This window comes from Candidatus Tisiphia endosymbiont of Thecophora atra (assembly GCF_964026395.1).
Classification (GTDB): domain Bacteria; phylum Pseudomonadota; class Alphaproteobacteria; order Rickettsiales; family Rickettsiaceae; genus Tisiphia.
Window position 1 is genome coordinate 178259 of sequence record NZ_OZ032145.1, and the last position, 22790, is coordinate 201048.

The following is a 22790-nucleotide window of genomic DNA, read 5'->3' on the forward strand; positions in this document are numbered from 1 at the left end:
AGTACTAAATTCCGTTACGAATTCGAGAACGAAAATAACGATCGATAAGACCATTAGATAGACAATGTTCACAGACCTAGTTAAATTAATTCAAAATATATCATAACTATAGCAATGCCAAATAAATTTTTTCTGAGCCTTAAATTAATGAGACTGCAAAGTCCTACTGGCTATCTGTTACTATTTTTCTCAACATGCTTTGGGGTACTTCTTACCAATATTGCAATTTATAATTTAGTAAAATTATTATCATTGTTTTTTGTCGGAAGTATCATTACTAGGGGAGCTGGTTGCGTTCTTAACGATATTTTTGATAAAAATTTTGATAAGCATGTTTTAAGAACAAAGGATAGACCACTAGCTAATGGATCATTAAATGTAAATGAAGCGATGATTTTGCTAACTATATTATCAGTCTGTTCCTTGATAATTTTATTATCATTAAATAAAACAGCGATTTACCTAGGGTTTCTTAGCTTTACCATGATTGTTTTATATCCGCTAATGAAAAGAATGACAAACTTTCCGCAAGTATTTCTAGGACTAACATTTAATGGAGTATTGATTGGCAGTAGTGCTGTAATTGATAAAATATCAATAGAATCGGGTATTATGTATATTGCCTGCTGTTTTTGGATTATTGGTTATGACACTATTTATGGTTTTATGGATATAAAGGACGATAAGAAGATTAAGATCAAGTCAATGCCACTTTTTTTAGAAAAGAGAAATTATAAATTACATTTATATGTTTACTATACCATCTTCATATTATTATTCATACTTGCTAACATTATAGCAACCCATCGACCTAACTATATAGCTATTCTCTGTGCTTATATAATGCTAATTTGGCAGGTAGTAACATTAGAAATCTCAGACCCACAAAATTGTCTTACTAGGTTTAAAAATAATAATTACGTTGGCTTAATCTTGGTTTTAGGTGCATTAGATTTGAATAATTAGCTAACGTTCCTAACTTAACTCTATCCCCATAGTGCCCTACATTTTTTATATAACCACTATTAAAATGGCTACTGATCGTCTATTAGCGAGGAGCTGCTGAAAGCGGCGACGTAGCAATCTAGGATACGCGACTCATCTTCGAGATAAATATGAGCAGAAATTATGCTATAGAACGTGAGTATTATGCGACGAGTGGAGTGTAGAATTAAATTCTCGTTACTGACTACATTTTTTCACCTGTGGAATTTTATAATAAAGAAATACTGATAAAAGTGTACTTTAATGACAAGAGTTTTTATTTGAAACAAAACAATGGTAATACACATAAGAAGCATTATGTTGACTAATTTTTAGTATGTCAAGTAGAAAAGTGATGTTTACATGACTACAAACTTCATTCCAAAACCGCTGCGAACCTGATTCTTTAGACGTTTAAAGCACTTTTTCGTCTCGAAGATGAGACGCGAAGCGTTACTCTAAAAAAACAGCTTCGCTGTTTATCTAGATCGCCACGGCATCTAAAGAGCCTTGCTATGACGATTATAGAAAAATGTAGGGTACTGCTCTATCCCTTAATTATCAAGGCTTCTTCAAGCAATTTTTTCTGTTGCTCGTTATGTATGATTGGTGAGCCAACTGCTGGTGAAGCAGACTCATTCCTACCAACATATACAAATTGATTATTAATTGATGCATTTTTTAGGCTCTCATTTAAGTGATCTTTAACAAAATTCCATGCCCCCATATTTTTAGGTTCTTCTTGACACCAAATAAACTCTTTAGCTTTATTATATTTACTTAATATTTTAACGATAATATCCGTTTCAAACGGATATAGCTGTTCGAGTCTAATAATCACTATATTTAAAATATTCTTTTCTTCTCTTTTTTCTAATAAATCATAGTAGACTTTACCACTACATAATATAATTCGTTTCACTTCTTTGGCATTTATAGCATCATTAATTTCGTCTAGCACAGGTATAAAGCTCGTATTTTCATCAAGCTGGGATAGAGGTGATACAACCATTTTATGTCTTAATAGAGATTTTGGTGACATTACTATTAGTGGTTTACGAATATTACTGTATATTTGACGACGTAATAAATGAAAAAATGAAGCTGGCGTCGTAGGATATGTAACTTGAATATTATTTTCAGCAGCAAGCTGCAAGAACCTCTCGAGTCTTGCAGAGCTATGCTCTGGACCTTGTCCTTCAAGACCATGTGGTAGTAGCACTACTATACCGCTCATCCTGAGCCATTTGCTTTCACTACTGGAAATGAATTGGTCGAAAATTATTTGAGCTCCGTTAGAAAAATCGCCAAATTGAGCTTCCCAAATTACTAAATCTTTTGGATTAACTAATGAATAACCATACTCAAAACCTAAAACTGCATATTCAGATAAATTACTGTCAGCAATTTCAAAATTTGCTTGCCCAAAATTTCCTTGGTTTTGCGATAAATTATTTAATGGTGTATAAGTTCTGTCATCCACCTGACTATGTAACACTGCATGACGGTGAGAGAAAGTGCCACGCCCACAATCTTGACCAGTAAAACGTATTCTAGTGCCTGAATTTAATAAACTGGCAAAGGCTAACTGTTCTGCAGTTGCCCAGTCAATAGGTTTATCTTGCTTTAAAGTATTTTCTCTTAATTCAAATAATTTTACAAGTTTGGGATTTAAAGGAAAATCTTTTGGTATCTGACAAAGCTTTATACCAAGTTCTTTTAAGGTGTTTTTGTTAACACCAGTAGAGAGTATTTGAGCATTTGATCTAGTATAACTAGACCATAAACCTTCTAAGAACTGAGCTTGCGGCTGATAATTTTTGGCTTGTTCATATTCTTGATCTAATTTTAGTTTAAATTGTTCTTTTAATGTAGGAAAATAATTTTGGTCAATTATTCCACCTGCTACTAGTTTATTTGCAAAAATAGTTGCCGGGGATTGCTTATTTTTTATTACATTATACATAACAGCTTGAGTATACATAGGCTCATCACCTTCATTATGACCATATTTACGATAACAAATGATCTCAACGATTATGTCTCTAGCAAATTTATACCGGTAATTCACTGCAATATTGGTAGCCTTGATCACTGCTTCAATATCATCACCATTTACATGTAGAATTGGACTATTAATTATCTTAGCAAACTCAGTAGAATATCTACCTGGTCTAGTGTCATAACTATTCGCTGTAAATCCAAGCTGATTATTAATGACAAAGTGAATAATCCCGCCAACATTATAAGGCTTTATATCCGACATAAATAAACTCTCAGCTACCACACCCTGACCACAAAAAGCGCTATCACCATGGACTAGAATACCCATTACCTTGTTACGATTAGTATCTTGGATGCTATCCTGTTTTGCTCGTACTTTACCAGCTACTACCGAATTCACCGCTTCTAAATGCGATGGATTATCTGCCATAGAAAGATGCACCTTAAACCCCTCTCTTATCTGATTTGATGAATAGCCAATATGATATTTCACATCACCTGAAATACCTAAATCAGTCGGCAAGATACTACCTGTTATAAATCCAGACAAAATAGCTTTATAAGGTTTAGTCATTACCTTGACCAATGTGCTAAGTCTTCCTCGGTGAGCCATACCTATTACTACATCTTCTAGTCCATAGACAATAGACATATCTATAGCTTTATCTATAGCCACTACGGCTGCCTCTCCACCTTCTACTGAAAAGCGTTTTGCTCCAGGAAATTTGGTATGTAGATATTGTTCAAATCCTTCAATTTCTACTAAATCTTTTAGTATATCCTTCTTATCTTGTTCCAATATATTAGACTTCCTGCATAATTCTACTTTTGCTGGTAATTTGTGCGTGATACCGGTACTCTGTTCCTCACGTACATTTGAGTACGCTGCGGGTCGAGGTTCCGTGTTTCCTACAAATTCCTCAGCAAAAGCGAATTCTGCAGGAAGTCTATTAAAAGCTTGAACATTACTTTCTATTTGTTCAAAAAACCAAGTTTTCTCATCTTCATTGGTCACATGAGCAAATTCTACGGCAATATCTTTAGTATAAGTGTGATCAAGCAAATTAACCAATTCCTTAAGTGAACATGCTTTTATTCCAAAAAATTCATCATCAATTTCTATAATATTATTCAACTGATCTGTGGTAAAACCAAAATCTTCTATATTAAGTCTCAACTCATTTTTAGTCTTAAGAACCTCAAGATTCAAGGGATCTAGCTTGACTAAATAATGTCCATAATTACGGTAGCGGGCAATCATTGCTTTTGTTCTGAGCTTGTTAGCTGTAGCAGAAAATTCCGTAACATACGGCGGAGGTTTTTCTTGAGGTGAAGTAATAACATGAGCAATAGTTTTATTAACTTGGTAACTATTATTATTCTCAATATTTTGGAAATAGTTTTGCCAGCTTTCATCAACTGCTTTATGATCTGATAAATATAGCTGATATAGTTCTTCTATAAAAACAGCATTACTACCAAATAAAAAACTAGTTTGTTTTAAATTTTTATCCATAAACTCCTATTCCTAATTAGTAAAAAGCCTAGATAGCATTCCCCGTGGGGAATGACATCGTTTTTGGTCTTGTAAGTATTATTTCCAATTTTCCAAATCATTTGTCGCTTTTGAAGTACAAACCTAAATTACCATACCGTTTACTTGATGTTCCCAAAGTTCTTTGAATCTACCATTTGGCATTGCAAGTAGTTCTACAAAATTTCCATCTTCAACAATTTGGCCGTTTTCTATCACAACAATTCTATCTAAATGTCTTATTGTTGACAGACGATGAGCTATGGCAATTACAGTTGCATTATTTTTTTCAAGTAGTGTGTTTATGGATTTTTGAATTTCTAGTTCGGTCTGACTGTCAAGTGAAGAAGTAGCTTCATCCAAAATTAAAATTGGGGCATTTTTAAGAATAGCCCTAGCAATTGCTATACGCTGACGTTGACCTCCACTTAGTTTAACTCCTCTCTCTCCCACAAGGGTGTTATATTTCTCAGGTAAGGTTTCGATAAACTCATGAAGATTGGCTGCCCGTGCTGCATTTTCTATCTCAGCTTGTGTTGTATTTTCTTTAGCATACCCAATATTTTCTCCAATAGAACGATGAAATAGCATAATATCTTGTGGAATTAGAGATATTTGACTATTTAGGCTCTCACAAGATACATTATAGATACTTTGATTATCAATAATAATATCTCCGGTTGTTATTTGAAAGTTTTTGAGTAATAAAGATATTAATGTTGATTTCCCACCACCAGAATGTCCAACTATTCCAATTTTCTGACCACCTTTAATCTTAAGATTTAAATCCTTAAATACATAATTGGTGTTGTCATAACCAAAAGATAAATTCTGAAATACAATATCACCTTTGGTAATCGTTAAGTTAGTTGCAGAAGGAGTATCAATTATATTTTGTGGGATTTGCATAATTGTAAAAGCAGAGCGAAAAGCAGCAACATCCTCTAGAAAATCTTTTATTTTCATTGTAGTATCCCAACTATTGTCAGTAAATAAAAAAGTAAGTGACATGACAAAAGCAATATCACCAATTGAAATTTCATTGTTATTTTTCATATAAATGACATAGCAAAATAGTGAGATTAAAAATACCCAATAAAATAAACATAATATTATAGATATAATTAAATCATATTTATAATATTTGATAGTTAATGGATTATGTATATTATCATAATAATGCTGTATTTTGCGTAACTCGCGCTGCTCTGTAGCAAAAGCAAAAACTGTAAAAATGTTAGTAATACAATCTGCTACAGTTCCAAATAAATAATACCATGAATCTTGCTTTTTTTGCTCCATTTTGGCAAGCTTGGTAAAAAATTTAAATGCCATTGGTACATATATAAAGCTAAATGCGAGAACAAAAAAAAGTATTTTTATATTAGTCAGACCTAAGGCAATACCAGAAAATAACGTAATAAATAAAGGTTTGCTAAGCTGCAATTCAAGTGCTTGATGTATTTTGAAATAGTTGTCACCAATGCCTTTTACCTTCGCAACAATTGAACCGGAAAGGCTATGTTGAAAAAAACTATATGGTAATTTAAAGCAATGCGTACAAATTTTATTTGATATATTTTGTAAAATATATGGCATACATTTTAATTGAGCAAAATTATGCATCCGCCATGCACCATCAAGGATAATTTGGGCACTGATAAATATCGTTATCGGTTTCCAACTTTGTTCAAAAGTAATATTTTGATTTTGAGTAAACAAATCAATCAATAGCTTTACAGCATAATTATATATAATTGGATATACACCATTTGCACATGGTGCAATCATCATGATAAGATATAAATACTTATATGGTTTTATAACGGACCAAAGAAAGGAAAATGGAGTTAACATTTTTGTATAAATTTATTTGTACTAGTACAAAGATGGAAAGCTAGACTTTATGCTACGTCCACCGTTTGATATGTTCACAAAATGCACTGAAATCGAAGAATGGCTCCCCGGGCCGGACTCGAACCAGCGACCGAACGGTTAACAGCCGTTTGCTCTACCACTGAGCTACCGAGGAACATTTGCCTTTATATAGACTAGGTTTCTTATAACAAATCTTTTGACTAGGGTCTAGTATTTTCTTATTTTATCTATAAAAAATAAATAAACCTCTTGCAAAATGCGCTTATGCTGAGGAATTTAAAGGCGACTTGAAACCTCAACCCGCAGCATATACTCAAATGATTTGAAGAATGGGGACAATAAACAAGGGGTGAGCGAACGGAATGTACATTTAGTACATGAGTACGCGACTCATCTTCTAGACGAAAAAGTGCTTAAAACACCTAAAGAATCAGGTTTGCAGTGGTTTTGGCATGAAGTTTGTAGTCATGTAAATGATATTTTTTATTTGACAATGCTGGAATTTAGAGATATAATCTCTTTCATGTATATTACAACTGTTCCAAATAGAAATTCTCGTCCTGCAATATTGCTTCGTACCTCTTATCGCGAAGACGGGAAAGTATTAAATAAAACCATAGCTAATCTAACTAATTGGGATGAGTTACGTATTGAAGCTTTTAAGAAGATGCTTAAAGGTGAATTTGATGGTTTAGATGGTGTTCCTGAGGTTGGTGAAAGTTTTGGGACTATTTTTCTACTAAAAAGAATTGCTGATGAAATTGGTATTACTAAGGCTCTTGGTACTAGAAGCAAAGAAGCTTTATTGAGTCTATTTTTGGTTTTAGCACGCTTTGCTCACCAAGGGTCTAGACTTTCCAGCGTGAAATGGGCGAAATCGCATGCGATATCTGATGTATTATCTGTCGATTCATTTGATGAAAACCATTTATATCAGGCTCTAGAATGGTTAGAAGAGAACCAAGAAAAGATCGAATTAAAATTATTTAAAACTTATCAAAAGAAAAATAACAAGCCGCCTGTTATGCTTTTATATGACGTCACTTCCAGCTATTTCGAAGGAACAGAGAATGAACTTGCGGAATATGGGTACAATCGGGATAAAAAGAAGGGTAAAAAGCAAATAGTGATTGGTCTATTAACTGATGATCATGGCGAACCTTTGGCTGTTAGAGTTTTTAAGGGTAATAGTGCTGATCCTTCTACCATTTATGAGCAGATTGAGCTAGTAAAATCTAATTTTGGTATTAAGAATATCGTCTTTGTTGGTGATAAAGGAATGATTAAGAGGACAGGCAAAGAAGCCCTGAGCAAAGAAGGATGGGACTATATTACAACCTTAAGTAAAGTTGAGATTGAAAGCTTAAAGAAAAGCGGAGTTTTGCAATATAGTTTTTTTGAAGAACAGCTATGCGAAGTAACCAATAATGGCAAAAGATATATTTTAAGGAAAAATGGTTCTATAGCCCGAAAAGTTGAGTTTGATAGGAATAACCGAGTTGAAAAATTGGTTGCAAAGATTGAAGAACGTAATATATATGTATCAACCCATAAGAAAGCAAAGCTAGAACTTGGTTTAAATAATATTCAAAAAATTGCCAAAGAATGGCGGATAGATAAATTTATCAACCTAAAATTAGATGGCAACCAAATAGTGGTTGAAATTGATCAAGATAAGAAAAAAGAGTTGTTTGCTCTTGATGGTTGTTATGCGATTGAAACACAGATTGAAATTAAACTGATGAGTAAAGAATTGGTTGATAAAGCTTACCATAATTTACATGAAGTAGAATCGAATTTTAGCAGTATGAAGACAGGATTACTCGAAGTAAGACCGATCTTTTTAAGGAAAAGCAACAGAACGAAGGGACATGTATTTGTTTGTATGTTGGCATTAAAAATATGGCACTATATGAAAAATAAGTTGAAACAAGGTTGTGGCGTAACCAAGGATGGTAAATATAATGTGACCATTGAGGAAGCATTAAGAGAGCTGGATAAAGTATGTTTTTTATATTACACAATCAAGGGTTGCAAAGTTGCAAGATTACCAAAATTAAGCGAGTTTCAACAAAATTTATTCAATTTATTTGATTTAACGATGCCCCAAATGACAAAATCTGCAAAATGATAAAATAATGGTATGGACCTCCTGATATACAGAATGAAAAGCAGTTGCTAATCTTCTAAAGTTAATATTAAATATTAAAATAACAATCAGGAGGCTAAGATGGAAGTTACCACAATTGGTATAGATATTGCAAAAAGAATTTTCTAAATTCATGGTGTAGATAAAAATGGTAAGACGGTATTAAAGAAAAAATTAATGAGAGATCAAGTTTTAACATTTATGGCTAATTTACCAAAATGTTTGGTAGGGATGGAAGCTTGCGGCGGAGCTAGTTACTGGGCAAGAGAAATAACTAAATTGGGGCATACAGTAAAACTAATGGCAGCACAATTTGTCAAACCGTATGTTAAAACTAATAAAAATGATCAAGCTGATGCAGAAGCTATATGTGAAGCGGTAACAAGACCAAATATGAGGTTTGTACCAATTAGAACTGTAGAACAACAAGATATTTTATCAATTCATCTAGTAAGAGAGAGATTGGTAAAAAATCGTACTGCCCTTGCTAATGAAATTAGGGGTCTACTACATGAATTTGGTTTTATTATTCCTCAAGGGATCAATAAGGTTATGACAAAATTAACCGAGATTTTAGATGAAGGGAATTTAAGCCAGCTGGGTTATCAAACATTTAGTGAACTGAAAGAGGAATTTTTGGATAATGACAAAAAAATAAAAGAGATAGAAAAAAGATTAAAAATAATAGCTAGCAACTTAACTCAATATCAACGATTAACAGCTATACCTGGTCTTGGTTTAATTACTGCTACTGCTTTAATAGCATCAATAGGTAATGCTACAAGTTTTGAGAATGGTAGGCAATTATCGGCATGGTTTGGATTAGTGCCAAGGCAGCATTCCAGTGGAGGGAAAGATAAGTTACTTGGAATTAGCAAGCGAGGTGATGTTTACTTGCGTACTTTATTGATCCAAGGAGCTAGAGCTGTACTAAATGCCAAGATAAGATTTACATCGGAAGAACAAAAATCTAAAAAAGATTTTAGCAAATTTACGCAGTGGATGTTTAATTTATCTGAGCGAAATGGACATAATAAAATAGTAGTTGCTGTAGCTAATAAACTGGCAAGAGTGGTGTTTGCAGTACTAAGGTCAGGGGATGATTATGTAGAGAGTAAAGTTTGTAGCACAAAGCTATTATAATTAACATAAAATAAATAGTGGTTTATTAATTAATAGGTAAACAAAGAATATGTAAGAGATTCCAACCCGGAATATGCGTGAGATAATAATATTGATGGTAAATAAGACAAACCTTAGCTTACAAAAAAACTGATGACTACAATGGCTCTTTGAAGCCGATAAAATGATAAGTATATAGTAAATTTGTAAGCCAGCGAATTCCATCAGGGCTGTAGGATAAATTACACATAATTTATTAACTATAAGCCGGATACATGTATGCATTTGCATTTTTGCTATTAGATGTTATTTTTTTCTTGCATTTTACAGGAGGTTCATACATGTAGTCAGTAACGAGAATTTAATTCTACACTCCACTCGTCGCATAATACTCACGTTCTATAGCATAATTTCTGCTCATATTTATCTCGAAGATGAGACGCGAATGCCCTAAAGTTTTACGGAGTCAATTCTTCAAAGCAGAAGAGTATACTCAAATGTACGTGAGGAGCAGAGTAGCGGTATCACGTACAAATTACCAACAGAAGTAGAATTATGCAAGAGGTCTATTTAAAAACATTACTATGCTGGTGTACCTGAGCATTCATTACTAATCCAAACCCAATAAGCATTGATACCATCATTGTACCACCGTAAGATATAAAAGGTAAAGGCACACCTACCACTGGCAATAATCCCATCACCATAGCTATATTTATAAATACATGACTAAATAGGATTGATGTTATGCCTATTACCATCAGTTTACTAAATATAGCTCTACAATTCACAGCAATCATTAATGAAATTATTATAATTGCAGAATAGAGAATTAACAGAAACAAACTACCAACAAAACCAAATTCTTCAGCAAAAGTAGCAAAGATAAAATCTGTCTGATGCTCTGGTAAAAAATCTAGATGGCTTTGGCTACCTTTAGCTAGCCCCTTGCCCCACAATCCACCAGAACCAATAGCGATTTTTGATTGAATAATGTTATATCCAGCTCCAAGAGGATCTTTCTCAGGATCAAAAAAAACCATGATTCGTTTTCTTTGATAATCATGCATCACTTGCCACATAACTGGTATGCAAGTAAGGACTATAATACCAATTATCACAAAATTTTTCACTCTAAAACCAGCAGCAAAAAAAATAATACTAGCAATAATGATATTAATCACTCCAGTACCTAGATCCGGTTCTTTTATTATCAGTATAACTGGTACTATCACACCTATTATAGGCAATAATATCTTGTAAAATCTAGCAAAATCCTCAATCTTTAGTTGATGAAAATACCTAGCTAACATTAACACTACTGCTAATTTTGTTGGTTCAGAAGGCTGCACACGGATAACTCCTAAATCTATCCAACGCTTTGCACCCATAGAAATAGATCCAAAAAGCTCAACACTAACTAATAAGATAATAATAGCAATATAAAATATATATGAAAACTTAAATATATATTTTATATCAATGGTTGCAATAATAATCACAACTGGTAAAAACAGGAGAAAATGCATCATCTGCTTATACGCCCAAGGGTGAATATTACTATCTGAAGCGGAATATAGTATAACAAAACCAATGCTACAAATCACACTAATAAGAATAATTAAAGTAATTGGTAGTTTTCTTAGTTTTTCAAAATAATTTCTTTGAATTGACATTATAGGTAGATATCCATAAAAATTAGCTGTAAAATGACATTATTGATTACGATTAAAAAACATGAAATTATTATTACATAACACACTTACTCACAAGAAAGAAGTTTTCGTACCGCTAGATAGTAATTTAATAAAAATGTATGTTTGCGGCCCAACTGTCTACGATCATCCCCATATTGGTAACGCTAGGTCCGTAGTAGTATACGATATTTTATACCGCTCACTAAGCAAAATATTTGGTCAAAATCATATAAAATATGTGCGTAATATTACCGATGTTGATGATAAGATAATAAATAGAGCCAAAGAACTCAAAATAACGATTTCTGACTTAACAGTTAGAATTACCGAAGAATTTCATGCTAATATGCAATATCTAGGTTGCAAAGCGCCAAATATTGAGCCAAAAGCTACCATGCATATTGATGACATGATTGTGATTATTCAAAAATTACTTGACCTAAACCACGCTTATATCGCAGATAATCATGTTTATTTCGATATTTCTACCGCCCCAAATTATACAAAATTATCAAATCGTAATCTTGATGAAATGCTAGAGGGAGTGCGTATTGCAAATAATCCATCAAAAAAGCAACCACATGATTTTGTATTATGGAAACCAGCCAATAAAGATGAAGAAATATTGGCAAATTTCGATAGCCCTTGGGGAAGAGGTAGGCCAGGCTGGCATATAGAATGTTCGGCGATGAGCTATAAATATCTCGGAGAAAATTTTGACATTCATGGTGGTGGAGCAGACTTAATTTTTCCTCATCATACTAATGAGATAGCACAAAGTACCTGTGCTTTCCCGAACTCTCACTTTGCTAAATATTGGGTGCATAATGGATTTCTGACCTGTAATGGCGAGAAAATGAGTAAATCGCTCAATAATTTTATTACTGTAAAAGACTTGATAGATAAAAAAATCCCTGGTAGCGTAGTTAGATTACTGTTACTGAGTAGCCACTACCGTAAACCATTAGATTACAACAATAAAGCTCTAGAAGATGCTACAAAAACAATGAATTATTGGTATAAAGCGATAGAGAATTTGGACATTAACAAACTTAACGTTCAGAACATTCCAGAAGAATTTTTATCTCACTTATTCGATGATATGAATACACCTCTAGCCATTAAAATAATAAGCGATTATGCTAAACTGATCTTTGCGAGTAACAAAGAAGATGATAAGTACTTATATGCCTCTTACTTACTTTCATGCAGCAATTTTATAGGTCTAATGACCCAACCAGCAAGTAGGTGGTTTTACTGTGAAATAAACGATGAACCAATTCTCCAGCATATTGAGCAACGTAGGCAAGCCAAATTACAAAAAAATTGGTTATTAGCCGACCAAATTCGTCAAAATTTATCAAAAGATGGCATAATTCTAGAAGACAAACTAGATGGATCAACTAGTTGGAGAAAAGTTTGATTAAGTAGACTTCCTGCATAATTCTACTTTTGCTGGTAATTTGTGTGTGATACCGGTACTCTGCTCCTCACGTACATTTGAGTACGCTGCGGGTCGAGGTTCCGCGTCTCCTACAAATTCCTCAGCAAAAGCGAATTCTGCAGGAAATCTAATGATCTTTTGGTCAATCAGGGTAATTTAAAATTCACAATTAATAGTTGTTATAGATATAAATTCAGCCACCATCGATGTCATTCTTAGCAATGGCGGGAGTCCATAATACTTAACAATCTTTCAGGCTTATTTTTTTAGATTCCTGCCTACGCGGGAATGACATCGATGGTGGCTGAATTTATATCTATAACAACTATTAATTGCGACTTTTAAATTATCCTGAGAAAAATGAAGAACTATATCACTTGCAAATATATTGATTGAATATATAATTAACCTTGCTATAAAATATATATAGCTAACCCGATTAGCATTACTCAGTCATTGCGAGGAGGCGTAAGCCGACGAAGCAATCTAGATATAATTACTTTCTTGGATTGCTTCGTCGCCACTAAAGTGACTCCTCGCAATGACGCTAGTTTGCTATGGCTAAATGCTAGTATGGTTAACTATAATAAGCAGAATTCACACGTAAGAGCCTAGTTGTTAGTCCAGTTTCTTTGGTATCAACTCTTACGGAGGAGTACCTATAATATGTAGGTACATAACTAACATTTTAAGGAGATTTAATAATGTCTAAACTACAAGCTGTTAATGTCAGAGATTTACTTGATGCTGGGGTGCATTTTGGTCATAAAACCTCACGTTGGAATCCAAAAATGGCATCTTACATTTATGGTGTCAGAGATGATATCCACGTAATTGACTTACAACAAACTGCTGCCCTAATGCAGATAGCTTTGGGTGTAATTTATGAAACTGTCAAGAAAAATGGTAAAATATTATTTGTCAGTACTAAAGTTCAAGCCAGTGATATAGTAGCTGAGTATGCAGAGAAATGTGGGCAATATTACGTTAACCACAGATGGCTTGGTGGTATGTTAACCAACTGGGGGACAATTTCTGGCTCAATAAAAAAGCTGGATAATCTTGAGAAAGTTTTGGGGAATGAAGAAGAATATTCCGGTTATACCAAGAAAGAAATACTGGAAATGACCCGTAAAAAGGATAAATTACTTAAATCCTTAGGGGGTATTAGACATATTGGGACAAGACCCAATTTGCTTGTGGTAATTGATACTAATAAGGAGCATTTAGCAATCCAAGAAGCAGTAAAGTTAGGTATTCCAATAATTGCTATTGTTGACACTAACTCCAATCCAGACAATATAGACCACCCTATTCCCGGTAATGATGATGCAATAAGATCTATAAGACTTTATTGCACCTTGTTTGCTGATGCCGCACTTGCCGGTATAGAAGAGGCTTTAGCTGCATCTGGTGTTGATTTAGGAAGCATAGCTACTCATGAAGAAAAGGGTACAAATATAAAAGGTATTACTAAGTTAAAATCAACCAAGAAATTTTCTAAAACTCTAGACCTCAATAATCAAGAAACACTAGAGTCAGAGTTTGAGACAGCTTTAGAGCTTGCAGAAGTTGCTACAACAACAAAATAACTAGTATACTGCTCGTAAATGAGAAGAGTTGATAGAAGATAGAATCAAAATCATGATAGTAGCAGGAGTCAAATGGTCAAGGTGCATAACTGTTGAAAGTTAAAAAACTGTCATTGTGCATAGGCGTCATTGCGAGGAGACCGCAGGTCGACGAAGCAATCTATATGACAAACTTCATGGATTGCCACGCTCACGTACGTTCGCTCGCTAATAGACGATTTAAGCCTTACAGCTACTTCTCGCTAATAGACGATTTTTTAACTTTCAACAGTTATGGGGTTGATGCTACCCCTGATTCCCCTTTGATGTCACCCCTGCGAAAGCAGGGGTCTAGAAAAGACTAAATAGTTTTTCCAATAAAAATAACTATAAACCTTAAATAAAGGAGAGTAAAATGATAAATGCTGGACTTGTAAAACAATTAAGAGAGAAAACTGCTGCAGGAATGATGGACTGCAAGAAGGCTTTGCTTGAAACAAAGGGAGATTTTGAATCAGCTATTGATTGGTTAAGAAAAAAAGGATTATCAGCTGCAGCAAAAAAAGCAGATAGAATTGCTGCTGAAGGACTAACAGCAATAAACATTAAAGATAATGTTGGGGCTATTATAGAAGTAAATTCGGAAACAGATTTTGTTGCAAGAAACGATAAGTTTCAACAATTGGTTAGAAATATTGCTGAACTAGCTTTGAAACAAGATAATTTACCATCACTAAAATTAGCAAAAACATCAACAGGTAAATCAGTTGAAGAAGAAATATTAGACAATATTGCTACAATTGGTGAAAATTTAAATCTACGTCGTATGGATGTCTTACGGGTATCAGAAGGTGTGGTTGCATCTTATGTACATAATACTGTTGCTGATGGTCTAGGTAAGATTTCTGTCATTGTTGGTTTACAATCAACTACCAAAGATAAAGCTAAGCTCCTAGAATTAGGACAGAAAATTGCTACCCATATAGCGGCAAGTAATCCTTATAGCCTTGATGCATCAAGTCTAGATCAAACATTAATTGAACGTGAAAGAAATATATTTTTTGAACAATCAAAAGCTTCCGGTAAACCGGACAATATCATTGAAAAAATGGTTGAAGGTAGAATACGTAAATTCCTAGCAGAAGTTGTTCTGCTTGAACAAAACTTTTTATTTGATGATAAATTAACAGTTTCTGAAGTTATGGATAACACTGCAAAAGAATTAGGAACTTCGATTAAAATTACACAGTTTATAAGATATGAACTAGGTGCAGGCATAAAGCAAGAAGATAAAAACTTTGCGGACGAAGTTGCAGCTGTCATTCGATAATTAAGTTTTTCCTTAACTGTCATTGCGAGAAGCCGCGAAAAGCGGCGTCGTAGCAATCTAGGATACGCGAAGCGTATTAGAAAAAACAGCTTCGCTGTTTACCTAGATCGCCACGGCATCTAAAGAACCTTGCTATGACGATTATAGAAAAATGTAGGGTACTATGATAATTATTATACTGAATTTATGTTATATTAACTGATACCATTTCCCAAAACTAAATTGCTACTCGGAGTACGAGTGTCGAGTACCGAAGCGTACAACTAGTACGTGAGGAGCGGAGATCATGAAGTACGACGACGTGATGATTATTTTTTGGAAATGGTATGATTATATTTGAAAAAATAATGATTTGGTCAGCAAAAGACTTAAGTAGTGCGTTGAATATTGAAGTACATCCTGATATTCAGGGGAGGCAGATTCAATTTAACTCTAATTCCGTTGCAAACGGCGATTTATTCATTGCTCTGCAAGGTAATAATGATGGACATAATTATGCCTTACACGCTCTAGAACAAGGAGCAAATGCAGTAATTATTAGTAAGGAAATAAAAGGATTACCTGATAATAAAGTAATTATGGTCTCTGATACCTTAACTGCTCTACACCACATGGCTGAGTATAAACGTAAAAAATCTAAAGCAAGGTTTATTGGTGTTACCGGTAGTATTGGTAAAACGGGTACTAAGGAAGCAATCAAAACTATATTAAGTTATTTTGGACCTACTTTTGCTAGCAGAGGAAATTTTAACAACCACCTTGGCGTGCCTATAAATCTTGCTTCGATGCCTGATGATATAGAATATGCTGTTTTTGAAATGGGTATGAATCATTCAGGAGAAATAAGAGAGCTGACAAAAATGGTACGACCTAACATATCAGTAATCACCACAATAGCGGAAGCCCATCTTGAATTTTTTGAATCTATGCTTAGTTTGGTTGATGCCAAATGTGAAATTTTTGAAGGAATGCCAAAAAATGGCATAGCTGTTGTAAATTCAGACCATCAATATTATGACCGAATTTTACAAAATATTAAACAATTATCGATTAATAATATATATAGTTTTGGTAAGTCCGAAGGCACAGATTCTAGATTAATATCATATGAGCATATTGGACAAGAAGTACGTCTACATTATTCTATCTGTAACACTAAAATAGATATTAAAATTCCTTTTGTACCGGAACATTATGCTAGAAATTATACTGCCGCTCTTCAGGTAGCAGCAATACTGAACTTAGATATTAATGCTGCAGCAACACAATTAAGCAAAATATCATTAACTGAAGGACGTGGTAAACTAGTCAACGCTAAATATAATGGTCAGAACTATCAAATTATCTGTGATTATTATAATGCTAATCCAGCATCAGTAAAAGCTGCTTTATTATATCTAAAACAGCTTAGTGGACAGAAAAAAGTTGCTATACTAGGTGATATGCTAGAATTGGGAGAAAATTCGATAAAATTCCATAAAGACTTAATACCAGCAATTCTTGATTCTAGTACTAAGAGGGTTTTTTTAGTAGGTAATCTTACCAAACATATATACGATTCTTTGCCAAATGACATAGAAAAAATGCATTTTGATAATGTTGATTTGTTGATAGAAAACTTAAATGAATTACTTAAAGGCGATGAATTACTCTTACTAAAAGGATCTAACAGTATCAAACTTAGTAAAATTACACAATCTTTTGAATTGCTACAATGATATACAACCTTCTTGCCCCCTATATACATAAATTACATATAGCAAATTTATTCCACTATGTTACTTTTCGTATTGGACTTGCCATATTATTTAGTTTGACCCTTTCTTTTTTAATAGGGCCTAGATTAATTAGATTTTTACAAAATTTACAAAAATATGGTCAACCAATTCGTGACGACGGACCAGAAACGCACAAAGCAAAAGTAGGAACACCAACTATGGGTGGGATAATGATTATCCTCACCGTTTGTTTTTCCACTCTATTATTCTCTGACCTTACTAATAAATATATATGGATAGTGTTATTTGTCTTTGTTAGTTTTGGTGTACTTGGTTTTATGGATGATTATGCTAAAGTAACAAAACACCACTATAGAGGCGTTAGCGGAAAGAAGAAATTATTATTTCAGTTCACTATTTGTCTAATTGCCTGTTTACTATTAAGAGATTCCAATAGTCAGGGAAACAATCTGCTCACTATTCCATTTTTTAAAAATTTATTGATTGATTTAGGTTTGTTTTATATACCATTTAGCATGTTTGTTATAGTTGGTGCATCAAATGCGGTGAATCTAACAGATGGTCTTGATGGTCTTGCCATAGTACCTATTGCTATTACTGCAGGTTCTTTTACCTTAATTATTTACTTGGTTGGTAATAGTTTCTATGCAAATTATCTACAAATTATGTATATACCAAATATTTCTGAATTAACTATCTTCTGTGCTTCAATTGTTGGTGCTAGCCTAGGATTCTTATGGTTTAATGCACAGCCAGCAGAAATTTTTATGGGAGATACTGGAAGCCTAAGTCTTGGTGGCGTTCTTGGTGTTATTAGCGTTATAACCAAACATGAAATTGTACTAGCAATTATCGGCGGATTATTTGTTATTGAAACTTTATCAGTAATTATTCAAGTATATTATTTTAAAGCTACTAATGGTAAAAGAATTTTCAAAATGGCCCCGCTGCACCATCATTTTGAGAAACATGGCTGGCCAGAATCAAAAGTTGTGATACGCTTTTGGATTATAGCCATAATATTTGCTCTAATTGGTTTATCTTCACTAAAACTGCGATAGAAAAGCTATAGTCAATTCAGGAGGATTGGGTAGCAGGAGCGATCGAAGACGGCACTACCTACTTCTCATTAATGATTATGACATATAGCAATTATTGATTGTAATTTTAAATTATTTTACAGTCTATGATTAAATTATTGTTGATTATTTAATTATTTGCTATATAGTTGATCTAAGATAAAAAAATAGCTTTATGAAAACTACCTTACCTAGCCGATCATTAGTTATTAAAGAAAAACTAGACAATAGACTTCTTTCGAAACTCGCTTATGCTGAGGGATTTGAAGGAGACGCGGCTCATCTTCTAGACGAAAAAGTGCTTAAAACACCTAAAGAATCAGGTTTGCAGTGGTTTTGGCATGAAGTTTGTAGTCATGTAAATGATATTTTTTATTTGACAATGCTGGAATTTAGAGATATAATCTCTTTCATGTATATTACAACTGTTCCAAATAGAAATTCTCGTCCTGCAATATTGCTTCGTACCTCTTATCGCGAAGACGGGAAAGTATTAAATAAAACCATAGCTAATCTAACTAATTGGGATGAGTTACGTATTGAAGCTTTTAAGAAGATGCTTAAAGGTGAATTTGATGGTTTAGATGGTGTTCCTGAGGTTGGTGAAAGTTTTGGGACTATTTTTCTACTAAAAAGAATTGCTGATGAAATTGGTATTACTAAGGCTCTTGGTACTAGAAGCAAAGAAGCTTTATTGAGTCTATTTTTGGTTTTAGCACGCTTTGCTCACCAAGGGTCTAGACTTTCCAGCGTGAAATGGGCGAAATCGCATGCGATATCTGATGTATTATCTGTCGATTCATTTGATGAAAACCATTTATATCAGGCTCTAGAATGGTTAGAAGAGAACCAAGAAAAGATCGAATTAAAATTATTTAAAACTTATCAAAAGAAAAATAACAAGCCGCCTGTTATGCTTTTATATGACGTCACTTCCAGCTATTTCGAAGGAACAGAGAATGAACTTGCGGAATATGGGTACAATCGGGATAAAAAGAAGGGTAAAAAGCAAATAGTGATTGGTCTATTAACTGATGATCATGGCGAACCTTTGGCTGTTAGAGTTTTTAAGGGTAATAGTGCTGATCCTTCTACCATTTATGAGCAGATTGAGCTAGTAAAATCTAATTTTGGTATTAAGAATATCGTCTTTGTTGGTGATAAAGGAATGATTAAGAGGACAGGCAAAGAAGCCCTGAGCAAAGAAGGATGGGACTATATTACAACCTTAAGTAAAGTTGAGATTGAAAGCTTAAAGAAAAGCGGAGTTTTGCAATATAGTTTTTTTGAAGAACAGCTATGCGAAGTAACCAATAATGGCAAAAGATATATTTTAAGGAAAAATGGTTCTATAGCCCGAAAAGTTGAGTTTGATAGGAATAACCGAGTTGAAAAATTGGTTGCAAAGATTGAAGAACGTAATATATATGTATCAACCCATAAGAAAGCAAAGCTAGAACTTGGTTTAAATAATATTCAAAAAATTGCCAAAGAATGGCGGATAGATAAATTTATCAACCTAAAATTAGATGGCAACCAAATAGTGGTTGAAATTGATCAAGATAAGAAAAAAGAGTTGTTTGCTCTTGATGGTTGTTATGCGATTGAAACACAGATTGAAATTAAACTGATGAGTAAAGAATTGGTTGATAAAGCTTACCATAATTTACATGAAGTAGAATCGAATTTTAGCAGTATGAAGACAGGATTACTCGAAGTAAGACCGATCTTTTTAAGGAAAAGCAACAGAACGAAGGGACATGTATTTGTTTGTATGTTGGCATTAAAAATATGGCACTATATGAAAAATAAGTTGAAACAAGGTTGTGGCGTAACCAAGGATGGTAAATATAATGTGACCATTGAGGAAGCATTAAGAGAGCTGGATAAAGTATGTTTTTTATATTACACAATCAAGGGTTGCAAAGTTGCAAGATTACCAAAATTAAGCGAGTTTCAACAAAATTTATTCAATTTATTCAATTTATTCAATTTATTTGATTTAACGATGCCCCAAATGACAAAATCTGCAAAATGATAAAATAATGGTATGGACCTCCTGATATACAGAATGAAAAGCAGTTGCTAATCTTCTAAAGTTAATATTAAATATTAAAATAACAATCAGGAGGCTAAGATGGAAGTTACCACAATTGGTATAGATATTGCAAAAAGAATTTTCTAAATTCATGGTGTAGATAAAAATGGTAAGACGGTATTAAAGAAAAAATTAATGAGAGATCAAGTTTTAACATTTATGGCTAATTTACCAAAATGTTTGGTAGGGATGGAAGCTTGCGGCGGAGCTAGTTACTGGGCAAGAGAAATAACTAAATTGGGGCATACAGTAAAACTAATGGCAGCACAATTTGTCAAACCGTATGTTAAAACTAATAAAAATGATCAAGCTGATGCAGAAGCTATATGTGAAGCGGTAACAAGACCAAATATGAGGTTTGTATCAATTAGAACTGTAGAACAACAAGATATTTTATCAATTCATCTAGTAAGAGAGAGATTGGTAAAAAATCGTACTGCCCTTGCTAATGAAATTAGGGGTCTACTACATGAATTTGGTTTTATTATTACTCAAGGGATCAATAAGGTTATGACAAAATTAACCGAGATTTTAGATGAAGGGAATTTAAGCCAGCTGGGTTATCAAACATTTAGTGAACTGAAAGAGGAATTTTTGGATAATGACAAAAAAATAAAAGAGATAGAAAAAAGATTAAAAATAATAGCTAGCAACTTAACTCAATATCAACGATTAACAGCTATACCTGGTCTTGGTTTAATTACTGCTACTGCTTTAATAGCATCAATAGGTAATGCTACAAGTTTTGAGAATGGTAGGCAATTATCGGCATGGTTTGGATTAGTGCCAAGGCAGCATTCCAGTGGAGGGAAAGATAAGTTGCTTGGAATTAGCAAGCGAGGTGATGTTTACTTGCGTACTTTATTGATCCAAGGAGCTAGAGCTGTACTAAATGCCAAGATAAGATTTACATCGGAAGAACAAAAATCTAAAAAAGATTTTAGCAAATTTACGCAGTGGATGTTTAATTTATCTGAGCGAAATGGACATAATAAAATAGTAGTTGCTGTAGCTAATAAACTGGCAAGAGTGGTGTTTGCAGTACTAAGGTCAGGGGATGATTATGTAGAGAGTAAAGTTTGTAGCACAAAGCTATTATAATTAACATAAAATAAATAGTGGTTTATTAATTAATAGGTAAACAAAGAATATGTAAGAGATTCCAACCCGGAATATGCGTGAGATAATAATATTGATGGTAAATAAGACAAACCTTAGCTTACAAAAAAACTGATGACTACAATGGCTCTTTGAAGCCGATAAAATGATAAGTATATAGTAAATTTGTAAGCCAGCGAATTCCATCAGGGCTGTAGGATAAATTACACATAATTTATTAACTATAAGCCGGATACATGTATGCATTTGCATTTTTGCTATTAGATGTTATTTTTTTCTTGCATTTTACAGGAGGTTCATACATGTAGTCAGTAACGAGAATTTAATTCTACACTCCACTCGTCGCATAATACTCACGTTCTATAGCATAATTTCTGCTCATATTTATCTCGAAGATGAGACGCGGAACGCAGAACCGCAGCGTACTCTAATGTACGTGAGGATTCGAGTACCGCATCGACGTACAAATCACCAGCAGAAGTAGAGTTTCGAAAGAAGTCTAATATTGTTAAAGAAATTCTAGACGTAGGCAAATCAAAAATAGCGATGATTATTTTATTTGGTTCTTATGCTAGAGGCGATTGGGTACAAGACATATATCAGCAAGAGCATATTACCTACAGTTATCAAAGTGATTTTGATCTTTTGTTGATTTTAAAGAAAGGCAAATATGCAGGTCATCAAGCTAGAGAATTACAATATACGATAGAAAAAAGGCTCGATAAAAAATTCCCAATTACTATAGATACCATGATAAAAAGGCAGTCAGTTACCCTGATATTTAAGCCTATTAAGCAGGTAAATAGCCAATTGGAAAAAGGTCAGTATTTCTTTTGTGATATCAAGAAAGAAGGAGTTCTTTTATATGATAGCACCAAACAAACTGCTGCACATTTGTAAAAACATAAACAAACTTTGGTAGTGAGCTATCAACAACAAGGTATAGTGTTTGCGATTATTGTGTGTTAAAGTTACAGTTAGCCTAGTTGGTTAAAGAGCAATTATCTTTTTAAAAAAATTAAATATTTTTTATCTGTATTTT

General features: G+C 33.5%; 13 protein-coding genes, 1 tRNA gene and 2 pseudogenes. 11 read left to right on the forward strand and 5 right to left on the reverse strand.

Annotated elements, in window-relative coordinates; all coding sequences use genetic code 11:
• Positions 1–108 precede the first annotated feature (108 nt).
• Positions 109–966: a 4-hydroxybenzoate octaprenyltransferase gene (ubiA, locus tag AAGD45_RS00880; RefSeq protein ID WP_341762165.1), complete on the forward strand. Its 858-nt coding sequence runs from the start codon at positions 109–111 to the stop codon at positions 964–966.
• A 565-nt stretch (positions 967–1531) separates the two neighbouring features.
• Here ubiA and AAGD45_RS00885 read toward each other — a convergent pair.
• From AAGD45_RS00885 to AAGD45_RS00895, 4 genes and pseudogenes are all read right to left on the reverse strand, one after another.
• Positions 1532–3781: pseudogene (locus AAGD45_RS00885) on the reverse strand (2-oxoglutarate dehydrogenase E1 component); the annotation flags it as partial.
• A gap of 639 nt (positions 3782–4420) precedes the next feature.
• Positions 4421–4504: pseudogene (locus tag AAGD45_RS08685) on the reverse strand (2-oxoglutarate dehydrogenase E1 subunit family protein); the annotation flags it as partial.
• A 123-nt stretch (positions 4505–4627) separates the two neighbouring features.
• Positions 4628–6379, reverse strand: coding sequence for an ABC transporter ATP-binding protein (locus AAGD45_RS00890; RefSeq protein WP_341761602.1), 1752 nt, complete (start codon positions 6377–6379; stop codon positions 4628–4630).
• Positions 6380–6479: 100 nt separating this feature from the next.
• Positions 6480–6554, reverse strand: a tRNA-Asn gene (locus AAGD45_RS00895).
• A gap of 195 nt (positions 6555–6749) precedes the next feature.
• Between AAGD45_RS00895 and AAGD45_RS00900 the strand changes: the two genes are divergently transcribed.
• Positions 6750–8531 carry an IS1634 family transposase gene (locus AAGD45_RS00900; RefSeq protein WP_341761603.1) on the forward strand — a complete coding sequence of 594 codons (1782 nt, stop codon included), beginning with the start codon at positions 6750–6752 and terminating at the stop codon, positions 8529–8531.
• A gap of 147 nt (positions 8532–8678) precedes the next feature.
• On the forward strand, positions 8679–9692 hold the full coding sequence (locus AAGD45_RS00905; RefSeq protein WP_341762166.1) for an IS110 family transposase: 1014 nt from the start codon (positions 8679–8681) through the stop codon (positions 9690–9692).
• A gap of 545 nt (positions 9693–10237) precedes the next feature.
• Here AAGD45_RS00905 and rodA read toward each other — a convergent pair.
• Positions 10238–11341, reverse strand: coding sequence for a rod shape-determining protein RodA (rodA, locus tag AAGD45_RS00910; RefSeq protein WP_341762167.1), 1104 nt, complete (start codon positions 11339–11341; stop codon positions 10238–10240).
• A 67-nt stretch (positions 11342–11408) separates the two neighbouring features.
• On the opposite strand from rodA, the gene cysS reads away from it, so the two are divergent.
• From cysS to AAGD45_RS00950, 8 genes are all read left to right on the forward strand, one after another.
• Positions 11409–12791 (forward strand): cysteine--tRNA ligase, encoded by a 1383-nt coding sequence (gene cysS / locus AAGD45_RS00915; protein ID WP_341761604.1) that lies wholly within the window; start codon positions 11409–11411, stop codon positions 12789–12791.
• A 725-nt stretch (positions 12792–13516) separates the two neighbouring features.
• Entirely contained in the window at positions 13517–14404 is an 888-nt protein-coding gene (gene rpsB / locus AAGD45_RS00920; RefSeq protein ID WP_341761605.1) for a 30S ribosomal protein S2, read from the forward strand.
• Positions 14405–14798: 394 nt separating this feature from the next.
• The gene (gene tsf, locus AAGD45_RS00925) at positions 14799–15713 is read left to right on the forward strand and encodes a translation elongation factor Ts (protein ID WP_341761606.1); all 915 of its coding nucleotides are present in this window, start codon (positions 14799–14801) and stop codon (positions 15711–15713) included.
• A 347-nt stretch (positions 15714–16060) separates the two neighbouring features.
• On the forward strand, positions 16061–17431 hold the full coding sequence (locus tag AAGD45_RS00930; RefSeq protein WP_341762168.1) for a UDP-N-acetylmuramoyl-tripeptide--D-alanyl-D-alanine ligase: 1371 nt from the start codon (positions 16061–16063) through the stop codon (positions 17429–17431).
• A complete protein-coding gene (mraY, locus tag AAGD45_RS00935) occupies positions 17428–18513 on the forward strand; it encodes a phospho-N-acetylmuramoyl-pentapeptide-transferase (protein ID WP_341761607.1) in 1086 nt (361 codons plus the stop codon). Before AAGD45_RS00930 ends, mraY begins: the two co-directional genes overlap by 4 nt.
• A gap of 193 nt (positions 18514–18706) precedes the next feature.
• Positions 18707–20569 carry an IS1634 family transposase gene (locus AAGD45_RS00940; protein WP_341761608.1) on the forward strand — a complete coding sequence of 621 codons (1863 nt, stop codon included), beginning with the start codon at positions 18707–18709 and terminating at the stop codon, positions 20567–20569.
• A 147-nt stretch (positions 20570–20716) separates the two neighbouring features.
• Positions 20717–21730 carry an IS110 family transposase gene (locus AAGD45_RS00945; RefSeq protein WP_341762169.1) on the forward strand — a complete coding sequence of 338 codons (1014 nt, stop codon included), beginning with the start codon at positions 20717–20719 and terminating at the stop codon, positions 21728–21730.
• 564 nt (positions 21731–22294) lie between these two features.
• A complete protein-coding gene (locus tag AAGD45_RS00950; RefSeq protein ID WP_341761609.1) occupies positions 22295–22648 on the forward strand; it encodes a hypothetical protein in 354 nt (117 codons plus the stop codon).
• Positions 22649–22790 lie beyond the last annotated feature (142 nt).

Excerpts from the sequence above, each read along its gene's own strand:
- AAGD45_RS00890 (WP_341761602.1), bottom strand. The coding sequence starts at position 6,379 with ATGTTAACTCCATTTTCCTTTCTTTGGTCCGTTATAAAACCATATAAG.
- cysS (WP_341761604.1), top strand. The coding sequence starts at position 11,409 with ATGAAATTATTATTACATAACACACTTACTCACAAGAAAGAAGTTTTC.
- rpsB (WP_341761605.1), top strand. The coding sequence starts at position 13,517 with ATGTCTAAACTACAAGCTGTTAATGTCAGAGATTTACTTGATGCTGGG.
- tsf (WP_341761606.1), top strand. The coding sequence starts at position 14,799 with ATGATAAATGCTGGACTTGTAAAACAATTAAGAGAGAAAACTGCTGCA.
- AAGD45_RS00930 (WP_341762168.1), top strand. The coding sequence starts at position 16,061 with ATGATTTGGTCAGCAAAAGACTTAAGTAGTGCGTTGAATATTGAAGTA.
- mraY (WP_341761607.1), top strand. The coding sequence starts at position 17,428 with ATGATATACAACCTTCTTGCCCCCTATATACATAAATTACATATAGCA.
- AAGD45_RS00940 (WP_341761608.1), top strand. The coding sequence starts at position 18,707 with ATGAAAACTACCTTACCTAGCCGATCATTAGTTATTAAAGAAAAACTA.
- AAGD45_RS00950 (WP_341761609.1), top strand. The coding sequence starts at position 22,295 with ATGATTATTTTATTTGGTTCTTATGCTAGAGGCGATTGGGTACAAGAC.